Consider the following 23,140-nt stretch of genomic DNA (forward strand, 5'->3'; position numbering starts at 1 on the left):
GCGCCCGCCCTGGGGGGCGGGGCTGGGCGCGAACCGGATCGCAAGCGATCCGGAGGAAACACGCTAAAGGATACCGCATGACCAAACTCACTGGAAAAACCGCCTACATCACCGGCGCAGGCAACGGCATCGGCCGCGCTGTCGCTCTAAAACTCGCCTCTGAGGGCGCCAACATCGTGCTCAACGATCTTGAGGAGGCCCCGGCCCAAGCTGTGGTCGAGGAAATCACCGCCGCGGGTGGCAATGCCATCGCGGTTGTCGGCTCTGTCACGGAAAATGGCTTTGCCGAGCGCTTCATCGGCGCAGGCGTGCAAAAATGGAACGCCATCGACATCATCGTCAACAACGCCGGCTACACTTGGGACAGCCTGATTGGCCACATGACCGACGATCAGTTTGACGCGATGATGGACGTGCACGTGAAAGCGCCCTTCCAAATCCTGCGTGCCGCCTCGGGCTTCATTAAGGGCCACGCCAAGCAAGAAGCCGAAGAGGACCGCGAAGTCTTTCGCAAGGTGGTCAACATCTCATCCATCGCGGGCACCGGCGGGAATGTTGGTCAGGCCAACTACTCTTCCGCCAAGTCCGCCGTGCTTGGCCTGACCAAATCTCTGGCCAAAGAATGGGGCCGCTACAAAGTCAACGTGAACTGTGTCGCCTTTGGTTACATCGAAACCCGCCTCACCCAAGCCACTGACGACAAGAAATCCATCACCGTAGACGGCAACACCGTGGGCATCGGCATCCCGACCAAAGTCGCAGGCGGCTTTGCAGCCATGGTGCCCCTTGGCCGCCCCGGCACGCCCGAAGAAGCGGCGGACGGCGTCTATCTGATGTGCTGCCCCGAGAGTAATTATGTCTCCGCCCAAGTCCTCACCGTTGGCGGCGGGTTGAACGGTCTGTAATCCCATGACAGGTCCGAAAACCAAACTGCGCGCCCGCGCATTGTTAATTCTGACACAAACCTCTGCCTTCATGGGCCTGCAGAGTCGTGGCGCCCCCGGCGCAATGGAGCATCTGCGATGACCCAAAGGACCAAGCCCATGCTGCAAGGCATCCGCATCATCGAAATCGAAGGCCTCGGCCCCGGCCCCTTTGCCGCCATGCATCTGGCCGATCTTGGCGCAGACGTGATCACCATTCACCGCAAAGGCGGCGGATCTATCACCGCAGACCAATCCGTGCTTGACCGTGGCAAACGCTCCATCGCTCTGGATCTCAAAGACCCGGATGACCTTGTCGTCGCCAAAAAACTCATCGACTCCGCAGATGCGTTGATCGAAGGCTTCCGTCCGGGGGTGATGGAACGGCTCGGCCTAGGTCCGGCGGACTGCCATGCCACCAATCCACGGTTGGTTTATGGCCGCATGACCGGCTGGGGCCAAACCGGGCCTCGCGCAGAAACCGCCGGTCACGACCTCAACTATATCGCCCAATCCGGCGCGCTCTGGTACGCTTCTGAGCCCGGCTCCCCCCCGATCACTCCTGCGACCCTTGTGGGCGACATCGGCGGCGGCGCGCTGTATCTGGTGATCGGCATCCTGACCGGCATCTTGAATGCGCAGGAAATTGGCCAAGGCACGGTTGTCGACGCTGCCATTGTCGACGGCTCCGCCCACATGATGACGCTCTTGATGGCCCTGCGCCAAGCCGGCGGCCTCTCCATGGAACGTGGCCACAGCCTGCTCGACGGTCCACATTGGTCGCGCAGCTATGTCTGCGCCGATGGTGGCTATGTCTCCGTGCAAGCGCTGGAGCCACAATTCTACGCCGCCTTCCTTGACAAACTTGGACTGGCTGACGACCCGGAATTTGCCAAGCAACACGACCGGACCCTCTGGCCCAAACTCACCGCCCGCCTGACCGACATCTTTGTGCGCGAACCGCGCCTGCATTGGGATGGTCTGTTTTCGGGGTCTGACGCCTGCGTCGCGGTGGTGCTCTCCCCGGAGGAAAGCGCCAAGGCTCCGCATATGTCGGCGCGTCGCGTCTGGCATCACAGTGATGGCAACCTACAAGCCGCCCCGGCCCCGCGCTTTGACAGCCGCGTGGATGAGATCAGACCACTTCCCAAGCGCGGTGAACACACAGCCGAAATTCTAAAAGGCCTCGGCATGTAACCGGCCCATGCAGCCCGCCGCACGCTGCGCCCCGGGACACCCCTGTACCCTATCAAGCCGCAACGCAAGGTCCCTTAACGCAACAGAGGCGCGCTTAAGGCGCACCTCCGCAAAACAGTCGCAATACCGACAGAATACCAACGTCAAAATCAGTGGTTAATTGCCACGCACCGTGTCGATCATCAGCTGTACATTTTCCGGATCGGCGTCCGGGGTGATTCCGTGGCCCAGGTTAAAGATATGCGGCCCCTTGCCAAAGGCTGCGACAATCTTGCGGGTCTCATCCACCAGATCCTGCCCGCCGGTCACCATATGGCTGGACTTCAGATTCCCCTGAACACAGCCATCCACCTGTACGTTTTTGGCAGCCCATTCAGGTGTCACCCCGTCGTCCAGTGCCACACAATCCGCGCCTGTTGCCTTGGCAAACCCGACATAGCGTTCGCCGGCGCCACGCGGGAAGGCAATCACCGGCACGTCCGGATGGCGCGCCTTCAGCTCTGCAATGATTTTCCTTGCAGGTTCAAGAGCATAGCGGTCAAAATCTGCGCCTTTGAGCGAGCCGGCCCAGCTGTCAAACAGCTTCACAACCTCAGCACCAGCCTCGATTTGCTTGGACAGGTAGTCCACGGTGCCTTCCGTCAGAATATCAATGATCTGATCAAAAACGTCCGGGTTTTCATCCTTGAGCTGATGCGCCGGTCCTTGATCAGGCGTACCCCGCCCCGCCACCATATAGGTCGCCACGGTCCAGGGCGCGCCGGCAAATCCAATCAACGTGGTCTCTTTGGGCAACTCCCGGCGCAGGATCCGCACAGTTTCATAGACCGGGTTCAACGTCTCATGGATCGCGCTCGGCGCATTAAGCTTGTCAAAATCCGCTTGGGTTTCAATGGTGGAGAGCCGTGGTCCTTCGCCAGTCACAAACCACAAATCCGCGCCCAAAGCTTGCGGCAGCAACAGGATATCGGCAAACAGGATCGACGCGTCAAAGCCATAGCGCCGGATCGGCTGCAGCGTCACCTCTGCGGCCAATTTACTGTTATAACAAAGACTTAGAAAGTCACCAGCCTGCGCCCGAGTGGCGCGATACTCTGGCAAATAGCGACCCGCTTGGCGCATCATCCAAATAGGAGGGGTGTCCAATGTCTCGCCCGCCAGCGCCCGCAAGATCGTCTTTTCGGCCATGCTTACATCCTTCCAGTGTTGCGCACACGTGGTCTGGCAACAGCGGCAAGATGTCAAGTCCACAACGCTTGTCAGGACACCCTGTCGCGGCTATCCAAGCGCCATGACAGTGACTTTGCCAACCCCCGCTTCTCCGCTGAAAATCGGCACCCGTGGCTCTCCGCTCGCGCTTGCGCAGGCCTATGAAACCCGCCGCCGCCTGATGACAGCGTTTGATCTGCCAGAAGAAGCCTTCGAGATCGTGGTCATCACCACATCCGGTGACAATGCTCAGTTGATTGCCAAAGACAAACCTCTCAAGGAAGTTGGCGGTAAAGGACTGTTCACAAAGGAAATTGAAGAGGCCATGTTGGTTGGCGGTATCGACATTGCCGTGCACTCGATGAAAGACATGCCGGTCCTGCAACCTGACGGCCTGCGGCTCGACACTTACTTGCCGCGCGAAGACACCCGCGACGCTTTTGTTTCCCCAAGCCACGCGTCTTTGGCAGACCTGCCGGAAGGCGCCACCGTAGGCACCTCCAGCCTGCGCCGTCGTGCCCAGTTGCTGAACTACCGCAAAGATCTCAACGTTGTAGAGTTTCGCGGCAACGTGCAAACCCGCCTGAAAAAGCTGGAAGACAAAGTCGCAGATTGCACCTTCCTTGCCATGGCTGGCCTTAATCGCCTTGACATGTCCCATGTGGCCGCTTCCGCCATCGAGCCGGAAGACATGCTGCCCGCGATCGCACAAGGTGCCATTGGCATCGAGCGTCGCGCGGATGACATGAGCACCGCCGCTCTGCTGGAGGCCATTCACGACGGGCCAACCGGCCAACGGCTCAATGCCGAACGTGCTTTCCTGGCGGCCCTGGACGGCTCCTGTGAAACCCCCATCGCGGGCCTCGCGGACCTTGACGGCAACACCATTCGCCTGCGTGGTGAAGTGCTGCGTCCGGACGGCTCTGAAAGCCTACGCGATGATCAAACGGCTCCAATTGAAGACGGCGCGGCGCTTGGAGAAGGCATGGCCAAATACCTTCTGGAGCGCGGCGGCCCGGGCTTCTTTGACTGGCGCAGCTAACAACGATTTACGGTTAATTTCCCCTTAACCGCGCCATTCCCGGCATGTTTCGGCCATGTTTTTAAGACACTCTGATCCCATCAACAGGGATCAGAGGACCAAGCCATGCACGCGTTGGGACAACTGGGCACTATCGACGATTATCACTGGGACACTTTACAGCCACGGCCATCACACGCCGGCTACTGCGTCCGGGAAACTGCTGGCGAGTTCCGTCATTCATCCATAAAAGAGGCTCTGCTACGCTTCATTGGCGTGATGTTTGTGCTCAGCGCGCTGGTGCAATGGACCTTCCCCGATGCCAATTTTGTTGGCGATCCGATGATGTCCAAGTCCCTGCTGTCCATTGCCTTTGCGCTGATCGGCATGGCGGCCTACCGCTTTGCTATGAAAGGCCACCGCGCCGAAATCCGCTTTGACGGTAAATCCCGCACCATCGTGCTCTACGCCCTGAACCGCCGGGATCAACAAAAAGGCGCCCGTAAACTGCCGCTCCGCGACATCACGAGCATTTATGTGCGGCGCACCGACATGGCGGCTGGCAAAGCCGCCCTGCGCATCCGTCTGAAATCCGGCGGCGCAGAGCTCACCGCCCTACGCGGCGATCTCGCCGAAGTCGAAGCGGTCCACGCCTTACTTTGCAGCAAAATCCGCAAAGCGCAGCAGGGCTAACCTGCTGCCGTTACACCCATTTTGCCATCGGTGGCAGGCTCATCAGCACGGCATTGGCATCATGGCCCGTTTCCAGACCAAACTTAGTGCCACGATCATAAACAAGGTTGTACTCGGCATAGAGCCCCCGATGCACCAGTTGGACATCTTTCTCAGCTTCGCCAAAATCATCCACCCGACGTTTCTCAACCAGAGGCACAAAGGCCGGCAGGAAGGCTTCGCCAATGTCCCGGATGAAGGCAAAGTCCGTTTCCCAATCCCCGGTGTTGTGATCATCCAGAAAGATGCCGCCAACCCCACGCGCGCGGTTGCGATGCGGAATGTAAAAATACTCGTCCGCCCAAGCCTTTAGCCGAGGGTAATGCGCCTCACCATGCGCATCACAATGCGCCTTCTGCACCCCGTGAAAATGCGCTGTGTCCTCATCATATTCCAAACAGGGGTTCAAATCGGAGCCACCGCCAAACCACCAACCATGTGGGGTCCAGAACATCCGTGTATTCATGTGCACCGCCGGGCAATGTGGGTTCTGCATATGCGCCACAAGGCTAATTCCACTGGCCCAAAACCGCGGATCTTCTTTCATGCCAGGCAAGCCTTTGCGCGCGGCCATGGCATTCTGCGCACGCTCTCCCAACTCGCCGTAGACCGTGGACACATTCACGCCGACTTTCTCAAACACACGCCCGCCACGCATTACCGACATCAACCCACCGCCAGCATCCGATCCATCGGCACTGCTGCGCTTAGTTTCACTCACCTCAAATTGGCCCGCGCCCTGATCTGCAAACGGACCTTCGGAATGACTGTCTTCCAGCCCTTCAAAAGCGGCCACAATCTGATCTCGCAACTCACGAAACCATGCGCTGGCGCGTTGCTTTTCGGTGTCCATTTGATCAGACATGCCTGCCCCTCCGTTGTGTTCCGCATTGCCTATCATCGGCACACAACAGACGCCAGCGGCAGAACAGCGCGGTTTAGTGCGCCGGGGTGCTCACCGTATCCAGAAGCGAGCGACCACCATCCACAGTCACAATCTGCCCGGTCATAAAGCCTGAAGCCTCAGAGGCCAAAAACTGAACCGCATCCGCCAGTTCGCCCGGAGCCGCAATCCGCCCCAGTGGCGTATGTTGCTCAATCTCGTTGCGGCAATCGCGATTGTCCCTCAAGGCTTCTTGCAAACTTGCAGACATCACTGAGCCAATCGCAACCGCGTTGACCCGAATCCGCTCAGGTGCCAACGCAACGGCCATCGCGCGTGTCATCTGATCCAATGCAGCCGTGGCAATCGAATATCCCAATAAGTCCGGCTGAGACCGCTGCGCCGCAATCGAACTCAAGTTCACAATGGAACCCACGGGTCCCTCGTCCCGTCCAGCGGCCAGTTTGATCATCCGCTTAGCCACAATTTGGCTCAACCGCAGCGACGTCATCAGGTTCTGCTGGATCATCAAATCGACAGAGGTGTCATCCGGATCTAGTGGATCGCTGGTGGTCACCTGCCGACATCCGTTGATGAGAATATCGATCTCATCGAACGCATCAATGGTGGCGGAGATCAGATTGTTGATCGTCAGTTTTTCGCGTAAATCGCCAGCAAAATAACGAATATTGCCTTCATCAGGACGTTCACCAAACTCCGCACACAGGCTTTTTTCATCCATGTCCGCAAACATGACATTGGCGCCATGTTCTGCAAAATGCCGCCCTACAGCCAAACCAATACCATTGGCCGAGCCCGTGATAATGGCGGTTTTACCCGCAATATTGAAAGACATCTACGATCCCCATCACGCTGTCATGCACCGAATCTGGCTACCCTTACCCACGGGTCCGAGTTGGTCGCTGAGCATGCAATACCTTAAATCGGGTGTCTCCGGCAACGGCCTCGACCGATTGGAACGCATCCTGCAACGTAGCTTCATACGGCAAATGCCGGTTTGCCACCATCCACAAATGCCCGGACGGGGCCAGCATCTTGGCCGCAGCCCGGATGAATCGCTCACCCAACGCTGGCTCCGCTTTGCGCCCGGTGTGAAACGGCGGGTTCATCACCACTGTGTCCACCCGATGGCCTGGCTTGAAATTCGTGGCATCGGCCCAGTGAAACTGCGCCCGAGGATCGGACAGGTTTTCCTTGGCGCATCCCAGAGCCACGTGATCGGCTTCAACCAAATGCAGCACGTCAAAAGCTTGTCGCGCCACCATCTCGCTAGACAGATACCCCCATCCAGCGCCCAGGTCGGCCACCACACGTCCCAGTTTGGTCGGCAAGGCTTCCGCCAGCATTTTGGACGCCGGATCAATGCCATCCGCACTAAACACCCCTGGCCGCGTGACAAAGCGCTCTGCCACTTTGGTGGGCGCACCCGCCTGCCAATCCGCAAAGCCCCCGCCTTCAAACCAGAACAACCGACCGTGAGACTTGGCAAAGCTGCCAAGCACCTCAGCGCGTTTGCGGCATTCTTTATAAAGCCCGTCAACGCCATCGGTCTTCTGACCATCGACAATCACCAGATCAGCGCAGGCAGTCGCACGCGCAATCAAATCCCGCGCCAAGGCCTTGGCCCGTGGTAAAACCACAACTGCCGCTTTGTACGTGCCGTCTTCCACAACAGCGGCCTCATAGCCCGCATCTGAAAACGCATCAAAATCCGGCTTCAGGTGCTGCACCACATGCACCTGCGTACGCGGCAGCGCATTCAGATCATAGCCGACTCGCGGCGCAAACACGGCAATCCGTCCGTCAGACGGCAAAGACAGGCCGTAGTCCTCTACGGCCAAAGACAATCGGGAATGGGACATATCAAGCGGTGATCCGGGCGCGCCCGATCACTCCTTCTCCATCGTACACTGCAAGGGATGCTGGTGCCGTTGCGCCAAATCCATCACCTGCGTGACCTTGGTTTCTGCAATCTCGTGGCTGAACACACCCACAACCGCCACGCCTTTCTTATGCACGGTTAGCATGATCTCAAACGCCTGCGCGTGGGTCATCGAGAAGAACCGTTCCAGCACATGCACCACAAACTCCATCGGTGTGTAGTCGTCGTTGAGCAGCATCACCTTGTAAAGCGGCGGCTTTTTGGTGCGGGTACGGGTCTCCAGCGCGACGCCAAGATCGCCGCCGTCGTCGTCACCCATGCTCATGGTCATCGTCTGCAATGGCATATTCACAAGAATCCGGTTCGTGGTTTGCTGTTTATATAGCCTGAAGTTGGTCTTAGAAAAGAGGTCTGGAACAATCGGACCTTTTTCATGCCCAAGACCCTCACAACAGTTGCCTTTGATGCAGATGATACGCTGTGGCACACCGAACGGTTCTTTCGTCTCACCCAGGCCAAATTTGCCGAGCTACTAGCGGATTTCACCGAACCAGATCACCTCGAAGAACGCCTCTTGGAAGCCGAGCGGCGCAACGTGGGGCACTATGGTTTTGGCACCAAAGGCTTTGTCCTGTCGATGATCGAAACCGCGATTGAGGTGACTGAGGAACGCGTGCCCGCCTACGTGATTGCTGAGCTCATGGCCTGCGGTCGCGAGATGCTGCAACATCCCATCAACCTGCTGCCACATGCCAGGGAAGTGGTTGAAACATTGGCAAAATCTCACCGCTTGCTGCTCATTACCAAAGGCGATCTTCTCGATCAGGAGCGCAAGGTGGCTCAGTCAGGTTTGGGCGATTTATTTGAGTGGGTCGAGATTGTCAGCCATAAAACGCCGGACATTTATACACGCACTTTCAAACGCCATGCTGACGGCCCCGATCGGGCGTTAATGGTGGGCGACTCAATGAAATCCGACATTGTACCCTCACTATCGGTTGGCAGTTGGGCGGCGCATGTGCCCAATGGCCCCGCCTGGGCGCTGGAGCAGGCAGAAACGCCCAAAGAAAACCCGCGATTTGTGGCGCTTTCGTCACTGTCTGAAGTTTTGCCACTGGTAGAAGAGATTGGCTAAGGCCCTCACAAGGCAGGTCTAGCGGCTGACAAGCACGGAGCCACAACATCTGCGAAACCGCCTTAAGCACCCAATGCAACTCGCCAGAAACACAAGCTTTATTCGTTTCAGACCCTGTGTTACGCTTCTTGCAATTAAAAATGGTCAGACCGGAAAACCGGAGACCTGAGGCAGAAAAAGAGCAGTTCACATGAAGGCGCGGCGCATTCAGCCGGCCCGTTTCGGGCTATTTTTGGCGACACTGGCATTCTGTGCCGTGATGACCCCCATGGTGTCTTTCGCGGCACCCTACGCAGCAATGGTGATTGACGCACGGGACGGCAAAGTCCTGCACAGTCGCAACGCCGACACCCGCCTGCATCCGGCGTCCCTGACCAAGATGATGACGCTCTACATCGCCATGGAAGCGGTGGAGAACGGCGAGATCAGCCTCGACACCAAAGTGAAAATCTCCAAGAACGCCGCCGCCGAGCCGCCGTCCAAGCTGGGTCTGCAAGCGGGACAGCGCATTGCCCTGCGCTATCTTATCCGCGCCGCTGCCATCAAATCCGCCAACGATGCCGCGACCGCGATTGGCGAGGCTATCGAAGGCTCCGAAGCCGCCTTTGCCCGTCGCATGAATCGCACCGCCAAGGCGCTTGGAATGACCAACACGACGTTCAAAAACATGCACGGCCTGACCGAAACCGGCCACATGTCCACTGCGCGGGACATGACCACCTTGGGTCGCCACGTGCTTTATGACTATCCGGACTACTACAACCTCTTCTCGCGCCGCTCCACAAACGCGGGCATCAAGTCTGTAAACAACACCAACCGCCGCCTGCTCGACGCCTATCGTGGCGCAGACGGCATCAAAACCGGCTACACCCGCGCCGCCGGCTTCAACCTCGTGGCCTCTGCTGAGCGCGGCAACAAACGTGTGATTGCCACCGTATTTGGCGGTCGCTCCACCGCAACCCGCAACGCCAAAGTGGCCGAATTGCTGGATCTGGGCTTCAACCGCTCCGCCAGCCGTGTGGCCCTGCGCAAACCCGGCCGCCCCGCGTATCAGGGCAAGACTGCGCCAGTAGGCAAAACCATCCGCGTGGCCACCGCAGTGAAGAAGTCCCTGCGCCCGGTTCTGCGGCCAACGGCAGCTAAACAAGAACAACCTTCCGTGGTTGCTGCAGCCGCCATGTCTGAGGCGACAGTTGCCGCAGACGCCACCGTTGTGGCCGAGGCCACTGTCATCGAACACGACATCCAGTCCGCCCTCCTACAAGCTCAGGACAACACGGGTGTGACGTTGGTGAGCCTGAAGGAAGAACCCACACCACCGCCACAGCCAAAGGTCATCACGCGCATCTCGACTGCTGGCGGGCGCCATTGGGGCATCAACGTCGGTCGCTACAACAGCCGCTTTGCCGCTGAAAAGATGTTGCTGAAAACAGCTCTGTCCGAAATGTCGACGTTAGACGGCAGCCTGCGCAAAGTGGTGAAAAACTCTCGCGGGTTTGAGGCAAACTTCCTCGGCATGTCCAAAGAGACCGCAGACCTCGCCTGCCGCCGCCTGCAAGCACGACAAGTCACCTGCTACACGCTGGGTCCAAGCTAATCCAAATCGACCACCGACTAACCAAAAGACCGTCGCAGCCTCCCGCGACGGTCTTTTTCTTTGCTGCTATAGCGAACGTCTAAACCTTCGGCTTGTCGTCATACTGCCCAGACAGAATGCGCTGCGCATCGCCCTCGGGGTCATCATACTGATTGGAGCGCACAGTGTAGAGAAACCCAACCAGGCCCATGCCCCCCAGAAACAGTGAAATCGGGATCAAATAAGACAGAACTTGCATGTCATCCTCTCAGGCGCAGGGCGTTTAGGGATACTGTAATCGAAGACGTGGACATCGCCAACGCGGCAATCAACGGCGTGGCCAGTCCGGCCACCGCCAGCGGCACCGCCACAATGTTGTAAACCGTCGCGATGCGGAAGTTCTCGCGGATACGTTTGATCGCGCTTTTGGCCACGTCCACCGCTTCCGGGATCGGCGACAGATCGCCGCCCAAAAGCACAATATCAGAGGCCACGCGCGCCGCATCCAATGCTGAAGCTGGCGAGATAGACACATGTGCGGAGGCCAAGGCCGCAGTGTCATTGAGGCCATCGCCCACCATCAGCACAAAACGTCCGTCTTCCGCCAAACTCTGCACGCGCTTGGCTTTGTTTTCCGGCAGCGCTTCCGCCACCCATTTGGCAATGCCCAGGCGGTTGGCCAGGCTTTCCACCGCGCCGGTGGTATCACCGGACATCAGGATCACCTCTTTGCCCGCAGCCTGCAACGCCTTCACGCTCTCTTCGGCACCATCCCGCAACGCATCCGCAAAAAGGAACGCCACTGGCGCGTGGTCACCTATGCTCAGGAATGCCGATGTCTGATTGCCCGCCGTTGCGCCAACCCATGTTGGCCGCCCCAAACGCACCAACTGGCCGTCGATCCGCCCTTGCGTGCCATACCCCGGCACTTCTTCGATTTCACTCACCCGCGCAGGACGCACGCCTGCCGCTTGGGCTGCTTTGGATATAGCCGTACTCAGGGGATGTGCCGAGGCCATCGACAATGCCAATGCAACGGACAGGTCGGCCTCGTCAAAGCTATCAATATTGATCAACTCAGGCGCGCCAGCTGTCAGGGTCCCGGTTTTGTCAAACACCACCGTATCCACCTGCGCCAACCGCTCCAACGCGGTGCTGTGTTTGATCAACATGCCTTTGCGGAACAACCGCCCCGAGGCCGCTGTTGTCACCGCAGGCACGGCCAAACCAAGCGCACAGGGGCATGTGATAATCAGGACTGCCGCCGCGATGTTGAGCGCGGTGCGCATGTCAAATGTGAACAGATACCAGCCCAGAAAACTCAGCGCGGACAGGATATGCACGCCCGGCGCGTAAAGCTTCGCCGCTTTGTCAGCGAGGGATGTGTAATTGGACCGCCCGGACTCGGCCACGGCCACCAAGTCGGCCATGCGATGCAGGCTGGTCTGTTCGCCAACCGCTGTGGCGCGGATCACCAAAGGCCCCGTCAGGTTCACTTCGCCCGCGCTCACGGCTTGGCCCGGTTCTGCAAAAACCGGCAGCGTTTCCCCTGTGAGCAAAGAGCGATCCAGTTCAGAGCGCCCCGCAACAATCTCGCCATCTACAGGCATACGCCCGCCCGGCTTCACCCGAACCAGATCACCAACCGCGAGTTCTTTCACCGCGACGGTCTCGTCCTGCCCGTCAACAACCCGAACCACTCGCGGCACTTCCAATGCGGCCAGTTCTTCTGCCGCCGACCGTGCCACCGCCCGTGTGCCATGATCCAAATAGCGACCAGCCAACAAGAAAAACACCAACGTCAGAGCCGCATCAAAGTAGGCATGTTCACCCGACAACGTGGTTTCCCATAGCGAGGTGACCACCGCCAACACAATCGCCAACACAATCGGCACGTCCATGTTCAGGCGCTTGTGCTTCAACGCGCTCCAGGCATGTACAAAAAACGGTTTGCCGGAGAACGCGATGGTTGGCAGGGCAATCGCCGCCGATATCCAGTGGAACATGTCTCGCGTCGCCGCCTCCGCGCCGGACCAGACCGACACCGACAGCAACATCACGTTCATCGACGCAAATCCCGCCACCGCCAAACGCATCAGCAGGTCACGCCCCGCCTTGTCTGTCTGCGTCGCGCTCAGTGTGCCGGCGTCAAGCTCATGCGCCTCATAGCCGACCTGTTCCAGCACGCTCGCCAAGGCTTCGGCGGTCACCTCAGGATCCGCTTCCACAGAAGCGCGCTTCAAAGTCAGGTTCACCCGCGCGGAATGCACGCCCGGATGCGCTGCCAGCGCGCCCTCGACGGTCGAAATACACGCCGCACAATGCACGCTTGGCACAGACAACGCGATGCGCGCCTCTTCCTGAATGGCCTGCTCCGCCAGCGCTTCTGCCGCCGGGGCCGCATCACAGGCCGGACAGGCCGAGATATTTGGGCGCATCGCCGCGGTCATGGCTTAGCTCTGCTCCACGCGCAGGATCACGCGTTGCTCAAACGGCGTGCCGTCCAGCGCTGTGGCGTTCATACGGATGTTCCAGTTCCCCGGCGCCAGCTCTTCACGCGCCACATAGGCTTTTCCGTCAAACTGAAAATCCGGGGTGCGATCATCCTGCACATGGGTGGCCCGGCCCAGTACCGCATCCAATTTGGACACCTGCACCGGTTTGCCGTTCTCATCGGTGATCGACAGGATCAACAACCCGCCCTTGGCTCGTGCGCTTACGTCCCAACCCAAGGCTTCTTGTGCATTACGACGCTCATCAAAGCTTTGACTGGCCACGTAAGAGTTCTTCACTTCCAAACCAGGGAAAGTCGCCACCGCGTTCCAGGCCAAGGACAGGTTGACCGCAATGATCACACCAAACGCCCCGACAAAAATCATCAAGAAGTGTTTGCCGGTGAATTTCTTCTCTGCCATCACTGGCCCTTTCCATTAAAAACAGTGTCTTTGTGTACGCGGTCACCGTTGCCGGTGTCCTCAAACCAAAAGCGGAAGTTGGTCAGGCTGCCGTCTGCCGGAGCCGATCCTGCCGGGGCAATCACATAGACCCGCTGGTTGCGCATCTGGTCTGCCGGTACATTTACCGCCTCATAAGGGGTGCCCTCAAGCTGCACACGCAGGCTTGGGTCCCCTTTGACTGAAATCCGGAACATCCTGTCTTCGCCGTGTTTGTTGCGCAGGCGCACCTCATATGTGTTGCGGATCGATCCGTCTGACAGGGTCACAAAGGTCGGATTCCGCACTGGCGCCACGGTGGCCTCGATGTCAGAACGCAAGAACAGCGCCACAACAAGGCCGATTCCCACCAGCGACCAAAGAGACGTATACATAATAGTCCGTGCCCGGAAGATGTGCTTCCACACGCTACGCGGCGGCTCGCCAGCGCGCTCTCGATCTTCATCCGACAGCGCCAGATAGTCGATCAATCCTCTCGGCTTGCCAATCTTATCCATAATGTCGTCACAGGCATCGATGCACAGACCGCAGGTGATGCACTCCATCTGCTGGCCGTCACGAATATCAATCCCCATCGGGCAAACATTCACGCACGCCATGCAGTTGATACAATCTCCATGAGCATCGGCAGGTTCGCCCTTCCGCGCTTTACCACGAGGCTCCCCGCGCCAGTCACGATATCCAATGGTGAGCGTGTCCTCATCCATCATCGCAGCCTGAATACGCGGCCATGGACAGGCGTAGATGCAAATCTGCTCTCGCGCAAATCCACCAAAGAAGAAGGTGGTGAAGGTCAGAATGGCAATGGTGGTATAGGCCACCGGATGCGCGTTGCCAGTCACAAGATCGACAGCCAAGGTAGGCGCATCTGCAAAGTAGAACACCCAGGCCCCACCTGTGGCCATCGCGATAAACAGCCAGGTGATCCATTTGGCCACACGCAGGCGCACCTTGCGGAAATCCAGCTTCTTCTGGCGATGCAGGCGCAAACGCGCGTTGCGGTCGCCCTCGATCCAGCGTTCCACCAGAATGAACAAATCCGTCCAAACCGTCTGCGGACAGGCATAACCGCACCACACTCGGCCCAGGGCCGACGTGAACAGGAACAACCCCAAGCCAGCCATAATCAAAAGGCCCGCCACGAAGTAAAACTCATGTGGCCAGATCTCGATCATGAAAAAGAAGAACCGTCGGTTTGCCATGTCGATCAGCACAGCCTGATCCGGCAGGCTGGGGCCGCGGTCCCAGCGTAAAAGCGGCGTCAGGTAGTAGATACCCAAAGCGACCGCCATGATAATCCATTTTAAATTGCGAAACGGCCCGTAAACGCGTTTCGGAAAGATTGGCTCTTGTGCCGCGTACAGAGACGGTGCGGGACTTTTGCTCACGGAATCACTCACATGTTAGGAGAGGAGATTACTCGATCTTGTCCCAGTGATTGGACGCCAGAACATTGACCTGTGTCAAATCTCACATTTGTGATTCACCTTTTACGCCCCAGGTAAAAAAACCTCCCTGCGTCAGAGTAGCTCTGCGCGCATTTGCGCAGGGGTGCGACCGGTCCAATTCTGGAACGCGCGGTAGAAAGAATTCGGGTCGCGATACGCCAGCAAATAAGAGATTTCCTCAACACTCATGTCAGCTTGACGCAAGTAATGTAAGGACAAATCCGACCGCGTGTCATCCAGCACAGACTGGAAAGTCTGCCCCTCTTTGCTGAGGTGGCGTTGCAGGCTGCGGCGGCTTGTCACAAGACGGTCACTCACCGCATCCACTGACGCCTGCCCCGCAGGCAACAGCTCCAACAACGCATTGCGAACCCGCGCCGCCATCGACAAGGCGCGCTGATGCTCCGCCAGCTGCCGCGTCAACTCACGCTCGAACCCAGCCCACAGCTGCGGGTTTTCCGAAATAAGCGGTCGATAGGCATCTTCGCGCGTCAGGGTCAGTCGTGGCAGCGGCGTGACCACCGCCTTGCGCCCGTAGTGCCGGTCAAACACCGCCTGATCTTCCATCAACTCAGGCACGCCCACTTCTACCGGCAGGAAATCCACGCCCGTAAACGTACGCCCCATCTCAAGGAAATAGACCATCTCAAAGGCCGCCATGCACTTGGGCACATCGCGATTCGGCTCTGCCACGTCAATTTCCAGAACCAGATGCTGCTCTGTTTCCGTCACCAAAAGCTTGATCGGTGCCACCAATGGCTTGAACACCGCCTTGCGTTTCAGCCCTGTGGCGATGTTCGGACTACAGGAAAACGCAAAGGCCGCAGGAATAAAAGGCCCGCGCGCCATGGTTCTCGCCATTTCGATCACCACCTTGGGGTCATCAATCTCGTCAGAAATGGCTTCCCATAAGGAAAAAAACTGCTGCGCCGTCACACCTTTGGACTCTGTCTCAAACAGATCCACCGGCATCCCGGCACGCCGCAAAACCCGTTCGGGAGAAACACCGCAGGAGCGCAAGAGACCTGCCGTGGATCTGTGAACCGGATACCGAACCTGTTTTTGCATCTGTGCCTCCAACTTAGGAGCCAAACATAGGCAAGTTGGCGCAGTTCGCCAACCAAGTGGCGCAATTTGCATGTACGGAAAGAAATTGTGGGTGCCAATCTTTCCAGGAAACGCGCGAACAGGACGGAAAGATCGACACCCAATGGACAGCTCCGGTTGCGGCGTGCTGCCCTTGAGACAAGTTCTACCAAGGAGCGCCAGGCAAAAACTTGATCTTGGTCAAATTGGCAAAATTTTCCGGCACAAAAGCACAAAAAAAGACCGCCCCGGTTTTCCGGAGCGGTCGGTGTTTCCAAAAGGGGGCGAAGTTACTCGCCGCCACCTAGCTGATGCACGTAGGCGGAGACCGCACGCACCTGCGCTTCGGTCAGACGGTTGCCCCAGGAAGGCATCACACCGTAGCGGCTGTAGGTCACTGTCTCCGTGATGGAGTCATAATCGCCACCATAAAGCCAGATTGCATCCGCAAGGTTTGGTGCCCCCTGCTCGCGATCACCCGTGCCGTCTTCCATGTGGCAAGCAGAACATTCGTCCGCAAAGACCTCTGCTCCCGCCGCGACAACAGACGCATCCTTTGGCTCACCTGACAACGACATTACGAAATTCACAACCGCATCAATCTGCTCGTCTTCGAGGTAATCGATCCCAAAGGCAGGCATCTCAGAATAGCGCGCATCGTCGTCTTCTTCGTTACGAATACCGTGACGAACCGTCAGATAGATGTTTTCGATGTCGCCACCCCACAGCCAGTCATTGTCCAGCAAGTTCGGATAGCCGATCGCGCCAGCTGCGCCGGACCCGTGACACTGTGCGCACCAAGTTTTAAAAACAGCGGAACCAGCAGATACCGCATAAGGCCCCAACTCCGGATCAGTGGTGATCTGGGTGAGTTCCGCAGCTTCCAGTTTGGCGTTGATCGGCGCCAGCTTGTCTGCCGCTGCGTCAATATCCGCCTGCACATTGGCCCGCGTGGACCAGCCCAGCAAACCGGTTGTCGCGCCTTTGATGCCCGGCCAGGCCGGATAAGCAATGGTGTATCCGATGCCCCAGATGATAGTGACATAGAACACCCACAGCCACCAGCGCGGCATCGGATTGTCAAACTCCTCAATCCCGTCCCACACGTGACCGGTGGTGTTTGGATCGCCGTCAAACTTTTTCGATGGTTTGCTCATGTCCGCGCCTCCTCATCCGTGGCGGGTTTATCTTCATGACGGAACGGAATGCTGGCCGTGTCCTTGTATTCCTTGGTGGCACCGGGGCGGAACACCCACAGCACAATTGCCAGAAAGAACAAGAACAGGAACAAAAGCATCCAGCTGTCCGCAAACTCTCGTAGGAAAGAATAGGTTTCCATAATCTCTCCTCCTTACCGTGACGCGTCAGGCGTGAAGGTCGAGAAATCAACCAACGTACCCAGCATCTGAAGATAAGCGATCATCGCATCCATTTCGGACACACCTGGCTGACCGTCGAAGTTACGCACGTTCACGTTAACCTCGCCATAGCGCTCCAAAAGACCATCATAGTCGCTGTCCGGATCGGCCTGTGCCATGAAGTCAGACTGGGCATTTTCCAGCATGTCTTCGGTGTAAGGCACACCCACAATCGCGTTCGCTTTCATGATGTCACCGATGTATTTGCCATCGATCTTCTTCTTCTCGAGGAAGCCATACTTCGGCATGATGGACTCAGGTACCACGGACTGCGGGTCACGCATGTGGTCCAGATGCCAATCATCGGAGTAGCGGCCACCGACACGGGCCAGATCAGGACCTGTCCGCTTGGAGCCCCACTGGAACGGGTGGTCATATTTGGACTCCGCTGCCAGCGAGTAGTGACCGTAGCGCTCCACCTCGTCGCGCATCGGACGGATCATCTGGCTGTGGCAGACATAGCAGCCTTCGCGCAGATAGATCTCACGACCTGCGAGTTCGAGAGGGGTGTAAGGGCGCATGCCCTCCACATCCTCAATGGTGTTTTCGAGCCAGAACAGAGGCGCGATTTGTACAATGCCACCGATGGTTACGACCAGGAAGCTGCAAACAAGCAGGAGGGTCGCGTTGGTCTCGAGGATCTTATGTTTGTCGAGAATAGCCATAGCTGCCGGCCCTCCTTATTCAGCCGGGACTGCGACGGAAAGGTTGGCCTCTTTGGCCGGTGCCTTACGTACAGTCATCCACAGGTTGTAGCACATGATGATGGAACCGGAGAGGAACAGAACCCCGCCCAGACCACGCACGATGTTCATCGGTTTCTTCGCAGCCACAGTGTCGGCAAAGGAGTTCACCAGGAAGCCGTTGGCATCCACTTCACGCCACATCAGGCCTTCCATGATACCGGTCACCCACATGGACGCCGCGTAGAGCACGATGCCGATGGTGGCGAGCCAGAAGTGCCAGCTCACAAGCTGCAGCGAGTACAGACGCTCACGTTTCCACAGCACAGGCACCAGGAAGTAGAGACAGCCGAAGGTGATCATGCCGTTCCACCCCAGCGCACCGGAGTGCACGTGACCAATGGTCCAGTCGGTGTAGTGAGACAGCGAGTTCACGGCGCGGATCGACATCATTGGACCTTCGAAGGTCGACATGCCGTAGAAACCTACCGAGATCACCATCATACGGATTACAGGATCAGTACGCAGCTTATCCCAGGCGCCGGACAGGGTCATCAGACCGTTGATCATGCCACCCCAGGACGGCATCCACAGCACCACGGAGAACACCATGCCGAGGGTCGAGGCCCAGTCAGGCAGTGCAGTGTAGTGCAGGTGGTGCGGACCCGCCCAGATATACAGGAAGATCAACGCCCAGAAGTGAATGATCGACAGCTTGTAGGAGAACACCGGACGTTCGGCCTGCTTCGGAATGAAGTAGTACATCATGCCCAGGAAGCCCGCGGTCAGGAAGAAGCCCACGGCGTTGTGGCCGTACCACCACTGCACCATCGCGTCTTGCACACCGGCCCAGACAATCACGGATTTGGAGCCGAAAATGGACACAGGAATGGTCAGGTTGTTGACCACGTGCAGCATCGCAACCGTGACGATGAAGGCGAGGAAGAACCAGTTGGCCACATAGATGTGCGGCTCTTTACGCTTAATCACGGTGCCGAGGAACACCGCCAGGTAAGCCACCCAAACAACGGTCAACCACAGGTCTACATACCACTCAGGCTCGGCGTATTCCTTGGACTGCGTACCGCCCAGAAGGTAGCCTGTCGCTGCCAGAACGATAAAAAGTTGGTAGCCCCAGAAAACAAACCAACCAAGATTGCCACCCCACAGCCGCGCGGCGCTGGTGCGCTGCACAACGTAGAAGGATGTCGCGATCAGCGCGTTGCCGCCAAACGCAAAAATCACCGCCGAGGTGTGCAGCGGGCGCAAGCGACCAAAGTTGGCGTAGCCCTGTGCCCACTCGAAGTTGAGCGCCGGAAAGGCCAGCTGGAACGCAATAAACACCCCTGCCAGAAAGCCAACGACGCCCCAAAAGGCGGTTGCGATCACACCGTAGCGGATCACGTCATCCATGTATTCGTCCTGCGCATGCACCTTCTCGGTGCCCATGCCGCGCAGAACCCAAATAAACAGCCCAAAGGACACACCCGAAATAATCCAGGCATGTACCATGTAAGCTACGTCACGCGCGTAATTGGCCGCTATCAACGCAAAAAACGTGATGAGGCCCAGCGCGATCAGCTTGAAGTAATTTACCATTTCGCGTCCCTTCGTCTTGCCCTGCCCGATTCTTCTTCGGACTTAGGGCGGATTTGACCTCCCGTGTTTTGCAAGTGCAGCGAAAGTCCCGCATTGATCTGGGTCAAAGAAATGACCAACGATCTCAGTTTGTATCTGTTTCAAGAATAACGGCTTTGTCTGCACCAACGTGGATAAGTCGTATCGAAAATACACCTTTTCATAACACGGGTTGGTGACAATGAATTACAAATCTTTGCTGTGCGTTCTGACGGACTCTAACTTCACGGCGGCCCCGCTCGCACAAGGAATCGCCCTTGCCGAGGCACAAGATGCACATCTTGACGTGCTTGCCCTTGGCGTTGATCGCTCTCAAACCGGCTACTTCTATGCGGGTGCGGACGCACTATTGATGCAGGAAATGCTGAAACGCGCCCATGAAGAGGCCGACGCGGTAAAAGCTGCGGCAGAGGCCGCGCTCGGTAAATCCGATGTCCGCTGGGCCTGCGACACCGGCGTCACCCAGATTGCGGACCTTGGGCGACATGTGGCCGCACGGTCGCGCTTCTCTGACCTGGTGATCCTGCCGAAGCCCTACGGCAAGAATCAAGGCACCGAGCTGGAGCCGACTCTGGAGGCCGCTCTTTTTGAAGGTCAGGCGCCTGTTCTTATGGTGCCGGAAACCGCGAAGCCATTCTCTGCGCCTAAAACCATATCCATCGGCTGGAACGAAAGCGCCGAAGCATTGGTGGCCACCCGCGCTGCCCTGCCCTTCCTGAAGGAAGCGGATCTGGTGCATGTGGTGGTGATCGATCCGCCAACCCATGGCCCAAACCGCTCCGACCCCGGCGGGCTGTTGTCGCAGTTCCTGTCACGCCATGGCGTGCGTGTGGAAGTTGACGTGCTGTCCAAAACCCAACCACGGGTGTCCGATGTCCTATTGCGCCACGCGACCGATACGGAAACCGACATGATTGTGATGGGGGCCTATGGCCACTCCCGCTTCCGCGAAGCCATCTTGGGCGGCGCAACCCGCAACATGCTGGAACAGGCCAACATTCCAGTGTTCCTAGCCCATTGATCAACATCGAATTTTGCCGGATGGTGTGTCGTGGGACACGCGCTATCCTGCAAACAAAAAGGCGGGGTTAGCCCCGCCTTTTTCAGTTTATTGACTTGAAAGAGGCTAGGCCATCATCCCACCATCCGCGTCGTCGCCTGCTTCATCCAGCAGGCGCTCAAAACTTGGCACGGTCACGTGGCGCTTGCCTTCCAACTCGATCACACCGTCGCGCTTCAACGCAGACATCTGCCGGCTCACCGTTTCCAGAGTCAGGCCAAGGTAGTCCGCCATCGCTTCACGGGTAAGTGGCAGATCAAACACAATCTTGCCGCCCACACCTTCGAGCTTCAAAGATGCGTCGCGACGGCCAATGATACACAGCAAGCTGGCAATTTTTTCACGCGCGGTTTTCCGCCCCAGAACCAGCATCCATTCGCGCGCCGCATCCAGCTCGTCCAGCGTCATTTCCAACAATCGCTGCGCCACATGCGGTGTCTCCGCCATCATGCTTTCAAACGGCTTGCGACGGAAGCAGCACATCACCAGATCGGTAGTGGCAACCACATCGTAAGACGCGGTTTCGCGCCCCGGGCGGCCCACAAAATCACTTGGCAGGAGAAGGCCCACCATCTGCGTGCGGCCATCTTCCATCGTCTGGGTCAGTGACGCAATGCCGGAGACCACAGAGCCAACAAACTCCATGCGATCCCCGGACCAAATCACCGTCTGACCGGCTTCAAAGCTGCGGTAGTACTTGATTCCCTCCAGGGTCTCGAGTTCATCCGCATCGCAGCGCGCGCACACTGCGCGGTGTTTGATTGGGCAGCTGTCGCAACCGACTGTTAGGTCTAATGTCTCGTTCATTACCTGTTCATACCTAGATTTGATCTGGGTCAAAGGTTCGCATTTCCCATTTCTTTAAGAGCACGCTCATGGAACAGGAAAAACAATTGGCCAAACTCGGACTGTTTGACGCGAAGGTTCCGCGTTACACAAGCTATCCGACCGCTCCCCATTTCAACAATGACGTAACGCCAGACACTTACAAGGCGTGGATTGAAGCGATTCCGACAGGTTCGCAAGTGTCCCTTTACGTGCATGTGCCGTTTTGTCGCCGCCTTTGCTGGTTCTGTGCGTGCCGCACCCAGGGCACATCCACGCTGTCTCCGGTTGCCACCTATGTGGAGACGCTGAAGGACGAACTCAAAATTCTGCAAGCCTCGCTGCCCGAAGGCGTAACCCTTTCCCGTCTGCATTGGGGCGGTGGCACGCCAACCCTGCTGGACGCCTCCATGATGGAAGACCTCGCCGGTGCGATCTTCGACGTTGCGCCCATGGCAAAAGATGGCGAGTTCTCAGTAGAAATCGACCCCAACGAAATCGACCACACCAGACTTGAGGCACTGGCCAAAGCCGGCATGAACCGCGCGTCCATTGGTGTTCAGGATTTCAACGATGACATCCAAAAAACCATCGGCCGCATCCAGGGCTATGACATCACCCGCGATGCCGTGGAGATGATCCGCGGCCATGGTGTAAAAAGCGTCAATGCCGACATCCTATTTGGCCTGCCGCACCAGACCCAGGCCCGCATCACCGAAAGCGTCCAGAAGCTCTTGTCGCTCTCACCGGACCGAGTGGCGCTTTATGGCTATGCGCACGTGCCATGGATGGCCAAGCGCCAGCAGATGATCCCCTCAGATGCGCTGCCCACCCCACAGGAGCGCCTCGCGCTGTTTGAAACCGCGCGCAAGCTCTTCCTTTGGGACGATTACGACGAAATTGGCATCGACCACTTCGCCACCAAAACGGACGGCCTGTCTGTGGCACAACGCAACGGCACCTTGCGCCGCAACTTCCAAGGCTACACCGATGACACCGCTGACGTGCTTCTGGCAGTTGGCGCATCCTCTATTGCGCGCTTCCCGCAAGGCTACGCTCAGAATGCTCCGGCCACCTCGGCCCATACCGGCGCCATCCGGGACGGACGCTTCTCCACCTCGCGGGGACACACCTTCACAGACGATGACCGCTTGCGCGGCCGCCTGATCGAAGCCCTGATGTGCGACTTCCGCATCGACGCAAAAGAGATTGTCGACCGCTTTGACATCTCCCGCGCCGAGTTGAACGAGATGTTCTCCAAAGTCATGGCACAGTTCCCGGACGTTCTGGCGCTTGAAAACGGAGCCCTGGTTGTGCCCATGGCGGCCCGCCCGCTGACCCGCATCATCGCGCGGGCTTTTGACGCCTATGACATGAGTAAAGCGCAGCATAGCGCCGCGATCTGAGACCAGTGTTACTTCGCTCATAAAAAGGCCGGTCCATTGGATC

General features: G+C 57.9%; 23 protein-coding genes. 8 read left to right on the forward strand and 15 right to left on the reverse strand.

What is annotated here, in order from left to right:
- Positions 1 to 77: 77 nt before the first annotated feature.
- Both SIB38_RS21320 and SIB38_RS21325 read left to right on the forward strand, forming a co-directional pair.
- A complete protein-coding gene (locus SIB38_RS21320) occupies positions 78 to 905 on the forward strand; it encodes an SDR family NAD(P)-dependent oxidoreductase (RefSeq protein ID WP_412550997.1) in 828 nt (275 codons plus the stop codon).
- A gap of 138 nt (positions 906 to 1,043) precedes the next feature.
- On the forward strand, positions 1,044 to 2,120 hold the full coding sequence (locus SIB38_RS21325) for a CaiB/BaiF CoA transferase family protein (protein WP_294113253.1): 1,077 nt from the start codon (positions 1,044 to 1,046) through the stop codon (positions 2,118 to 2,120).
- Positions 2,121 to 2,276: 156 nt separating this feature from the next.
- Here SIB38_RS21325 and hemE read toward each other — a convergent pair whose 3' ends face one another.
- A complete protein-coding gene (hemE, locus tag SIB38_RS21330) occupies positions 2,277 to 3,308 on the reverse strand; it encodes a uroporphyrinogen decarboxylase (RefSeq protein ID WP_294112930.1) in 1,032 nt (343 codons plus the stop codon).
- Between the two features lie 103 nt (positions 3,309 to 3,411).
- On the opposite strand from hemE, the gene hemC reads away from it, so the two are divergent.
- A complete protein-coding gene (gene hemC, locus SIB38_RS21335; RefSeq protein ID WP_294112928.1) occupies positions 3,412 to 4,371 on the forward strand; it encodes a hydroxymethylbilane synthase in 960 nt (319 codons plus the stop codon).
- Between the two features lie 105 nt (positions 4,372 to 4,476).
- Positions 4,477 to 5,043 (forward strand): hypothetical protein, encoded by a 567-nt coding sequence (locus SIB38_RS21340; RefSeq protein ID WP_412550998.1) that lies wholly within the window; start codon positions 4,477 to 4,479, stop codon positions 5,041 to 5,043.
- A gap of 10 nt (positions 5,044 to 5,053) precedes the next feature.
- Here SIB38_RS21340 and hemF read toward each other — a convergent pair whose 3' ends face one another.
- The 4 genes from hemF to clpS form a co-directional block, all read right to left on the reverse strand.
- Positions 5,054 to 5,947: an oxygen-dependent coproporphyrinogen oxidase gene (gene hemF, locus SIB38_RS21345; protein WP_294112925.1), complete on the reverse strand. Its 894-nt coding sequence runs from the start codon at positions 5,945 to 5,947 to the stop codon at positions 5,054 to 5,056.
- 73 nt (positions 5,948 to 6,020) lie between these two features.
- Entirely contained in the window at positions 6,021 to 6,821 is an 801-nt protein-coding gene (locus SIB38_RS21350) for an SDR family NAD(P)-dependent oxidoreductase (protein ID WP_294112924.1), read from the reverse strand.
- Between the two features lie 43 nt (positions 6,822 to 6,864).
- Positions 6,865 to 7,848, reverse strand: a complete 984-nt coding sequence (locus SIB38_RS21355) for a class I SAM-dependent methyltransferase (protein WP_412550999.1) — start codon at positions 7,846 to 7,848, stop codon at positions 6,865 to 6,867.
- Between the two features lie 27 nt (positions 7,849 to 7,875).
- Positions 7,876 to 8,214 carry an ATP-dependent Clp protease adapter ClpS gene (gene clpS / locus SIB38_RS21360; RefSeq protein ID WP_294112920.1) on the reverse strand — a complete coding sequence of 113 codons (339 nt, stop codon included), beginning with the start codon at positions 8,212 to 8,214 and terminating at the stop codon, positions 7,876 to 7,878.
- An 87-nt stretch (positions 8,215 to 8,301) separates the two neighbouring features.
- Between clpS and SIB38_RS21365 the strand changes: the two genes are divergently transcribed.
- Positions 8,302 to 9,003, forward strand: coding sequence for an HAD family hydrolase (locus SIB38_RS21365; protein ID WP_294112918.1), 702 nt, complete (start codon positions 8,302 to 8,304; stop codon positions 9,001 to 9,003).
- A gap of 190 nt (positions 9,004 to 9,193) precedes the next feature.
- The gene (locus SIB38_RS21370) at positions 9,194 to 10,600 is read left to right on the forward strand and encodes a D-alanyl-D-alanine carboxypeptidase family protein (protein ID WP_412551000.1); all 1,407 of its coding nucleotides are present in this window, start codon (positions 9,194 to 9,196) and stop codon (positions 10,598 to 10,600) included.
- A gap of 79 nt (positions 10,601 to 10,679) precedes the next feature.
- Here the strand turns inward: SIB38_RS21370 and ccoS are convergent, their stop codons facing one another.
- The 9 genes from ccoS to ccoN form a co-directional block, all read right to left on the reverse strand.
- The gene (gene ccoS / locus SIB38_RS21375; RefSeq protein ID WP_412551001.1) at positions 10,680 to 10,838 is read right to left on the reverse strand and encodes a cbb3-type cytochrome oxidase assembly protein CcoS; all 159 of its coding nucleotides are present in this window, start codon (positions 10,836 to 10,838) and stop codon (positions 10,680 to 10,682) included.
- 1 nt (position 10,839) lies between these two features.
- On the reverse strand, positions 10,840 to 13,029 hold the full coding sequence (locus SIB38_RS21380; RefSeq protein WP_412551002.1) for a heavy metal translocating P-type ATPase: 2,190 nt from the start codon (positions 13,027 to 13,029) through the stop codon (positions 10,840 to 10,842).
- A 3-nt stretch (positions 13,030 to 13,032) separates the two neighbouring features.
- The gene (locus tag SIB38_RS21385; RefSeq protein WP_294112912.1) at positions 13,033 to 13,494 is read right to left on the reverse strand and encodes a FixH family protein; all 462 of its coding nucleotides are present in this window, start codon (positions 13,492 to 13,494) and stop codon (positions 13,033 to 13,035) included.
- Complete coding sequence (gene ccoG, locus SIB38_RS21390) at positions 13,494 to 14,933, reverse strand: cytochrome c oxidase accessory protein CcoG (protein WP_294112910.1); 1,440 nt, start codon at positions 14,931 to 14,933, stop codon at positions 13,494 to 13,496. Before ccoG ends, SIB38_RS21385 begins: the two co-directional genes overlap by 1 nt.
- 120 nt (positions 14,934 to 15,053) lie before the next feature.
- Positions 15,054 to 16,049: an AraC family transcriptional regulator ligand-binding domain-containing protein gene (locus tag SIB38_RS21395; protein WP_412551003.1), complete on the reverse strand. Its 996-nt coding sequence runs from the start codon at positions 16,047 to 16,049 to the stop codon at positions 15,054 to 15,056.
- Positions 16,050 to 16,357: 308 nt separating this feature from the next.
- A complete protein-coding gene (gene ccoP, locus SIB38_RS21400) occupies positions 16,358 to 17,224 on the reverse strand; it encodes a cytochrome-c oxidase, cbb3-type subunit III (RefSeq protein WP_294112907.1) in 867 nt (288 codons plus the stop codon).
- Positions 17,221 to 17,406 (reverse strand): cbb3-type cytochrome c oxidase subunit 3, encoded by a 186-nt coding sequence (locus SIB38_RS21405; RefSeq protein ID WP_294112905.1) that lies wholly within the window; start codon positions 17,404 to 17,406, stop codon positions 17,221 to 17,223. Before SIB38_RS21405 ends, ccoP begins: the two co-directional genes overlap by 4 nt.
- A gap of 12 nt (positions 17,407 to 17,418) precedes the next feature.
- Positions 17,419 to 18,150 carry a cytochrome-c oxidase, cbb3-type subunit II gene (gene ccoO, locus SIB38_RS21410; RefSeq protein ID WP_294112901.1) on the reverse strand — a complete coding sequence of 244 codons (732 nt, stop codon included), beginning with the start codon at positions 18,148 to 18,150 and terminating at the stop codon, positions 17,419 to 17,421.
- 15 nt (positions 18,151 to 18,165) lie between these two features.
- On the reverse strand, positions 18,166 to 19,767 hold the full coding sequence (gene ccoN, locus SIB38_RS21415; RefSeq protein WP_412551004.1) for a cytochrome-c oxidase, cbb3-type subunit I: 1,602 nt from the start codon (positions 19,765 to 19,767) through the stop codon (positions 18,166 to 18,168).
- A gap of 220 nt (positions 19,768 to 19,987) precedes the next feature.
- Here ccoN and SIB38_RS21420 point away from each other — a divergent pair, with 220 nt between their 5' ends.
- Positions 19,988 to 20,827 (forward strand): universal stress protein, encoded by an 840-nt coding sequence (locus SIB38_RS21420; protein WP_412551005.1) that lies wholly within the window; start codon positions 19,988 to 19,990, stop codon positions 20,825 to 20,827.
- A gap of 105 nt (positions 20,828 to 20,932) precedes the next feature.
- On the opposite strand, the gene fnrL is transcribed toward SIB38_RS21420, so the two are convergent.
- Positions 20,933 to 21,673 (reverse strand): transcriptional regulator FnrL, encoded by a 741-nt coding sequence (fnrL, locus tag SIB38_RS21425; RefSeq protein ID WP_294112898.1) that lies wholly within the window; start codon positions 21,671 to 21,673, stop codon positions 20,933 to 20,935.
- A 68-nt stretch (positions 21,674 to 21,741) separates the two neighbouring features.
- Here fnrL and hemN point away from each other — a divergent pair, with 68 nt between their 5' ends.
- The gene (hemN, locus tag SIB38_RS21430) at positions 21,742 to 23,097 is read left to right on the forward strand and encodes an oxygen-independent coproporphyrinogen III oxidase (RefSeq protein ID WP_294112897.1); all 1,356 of its coding nucleotides are present in this window, start codon (positions 21,742 to 21,744) and stop codon (positions 23,095 to 23,097) included.
- Positions 23,098 to 23,140 lie beyond the last annotated feature (43 nt).

It is taken from the genome of Shimia sp. MIT910701 (assembly GCF_047126315.1).
In the GTDB taxonomy this organism is placed as follows: domain Bacteria; phylum Pseudomonadota; class Alphaproteobacteria; order Rhodobacterales; family Rhodobacteraceae; genus Shimia.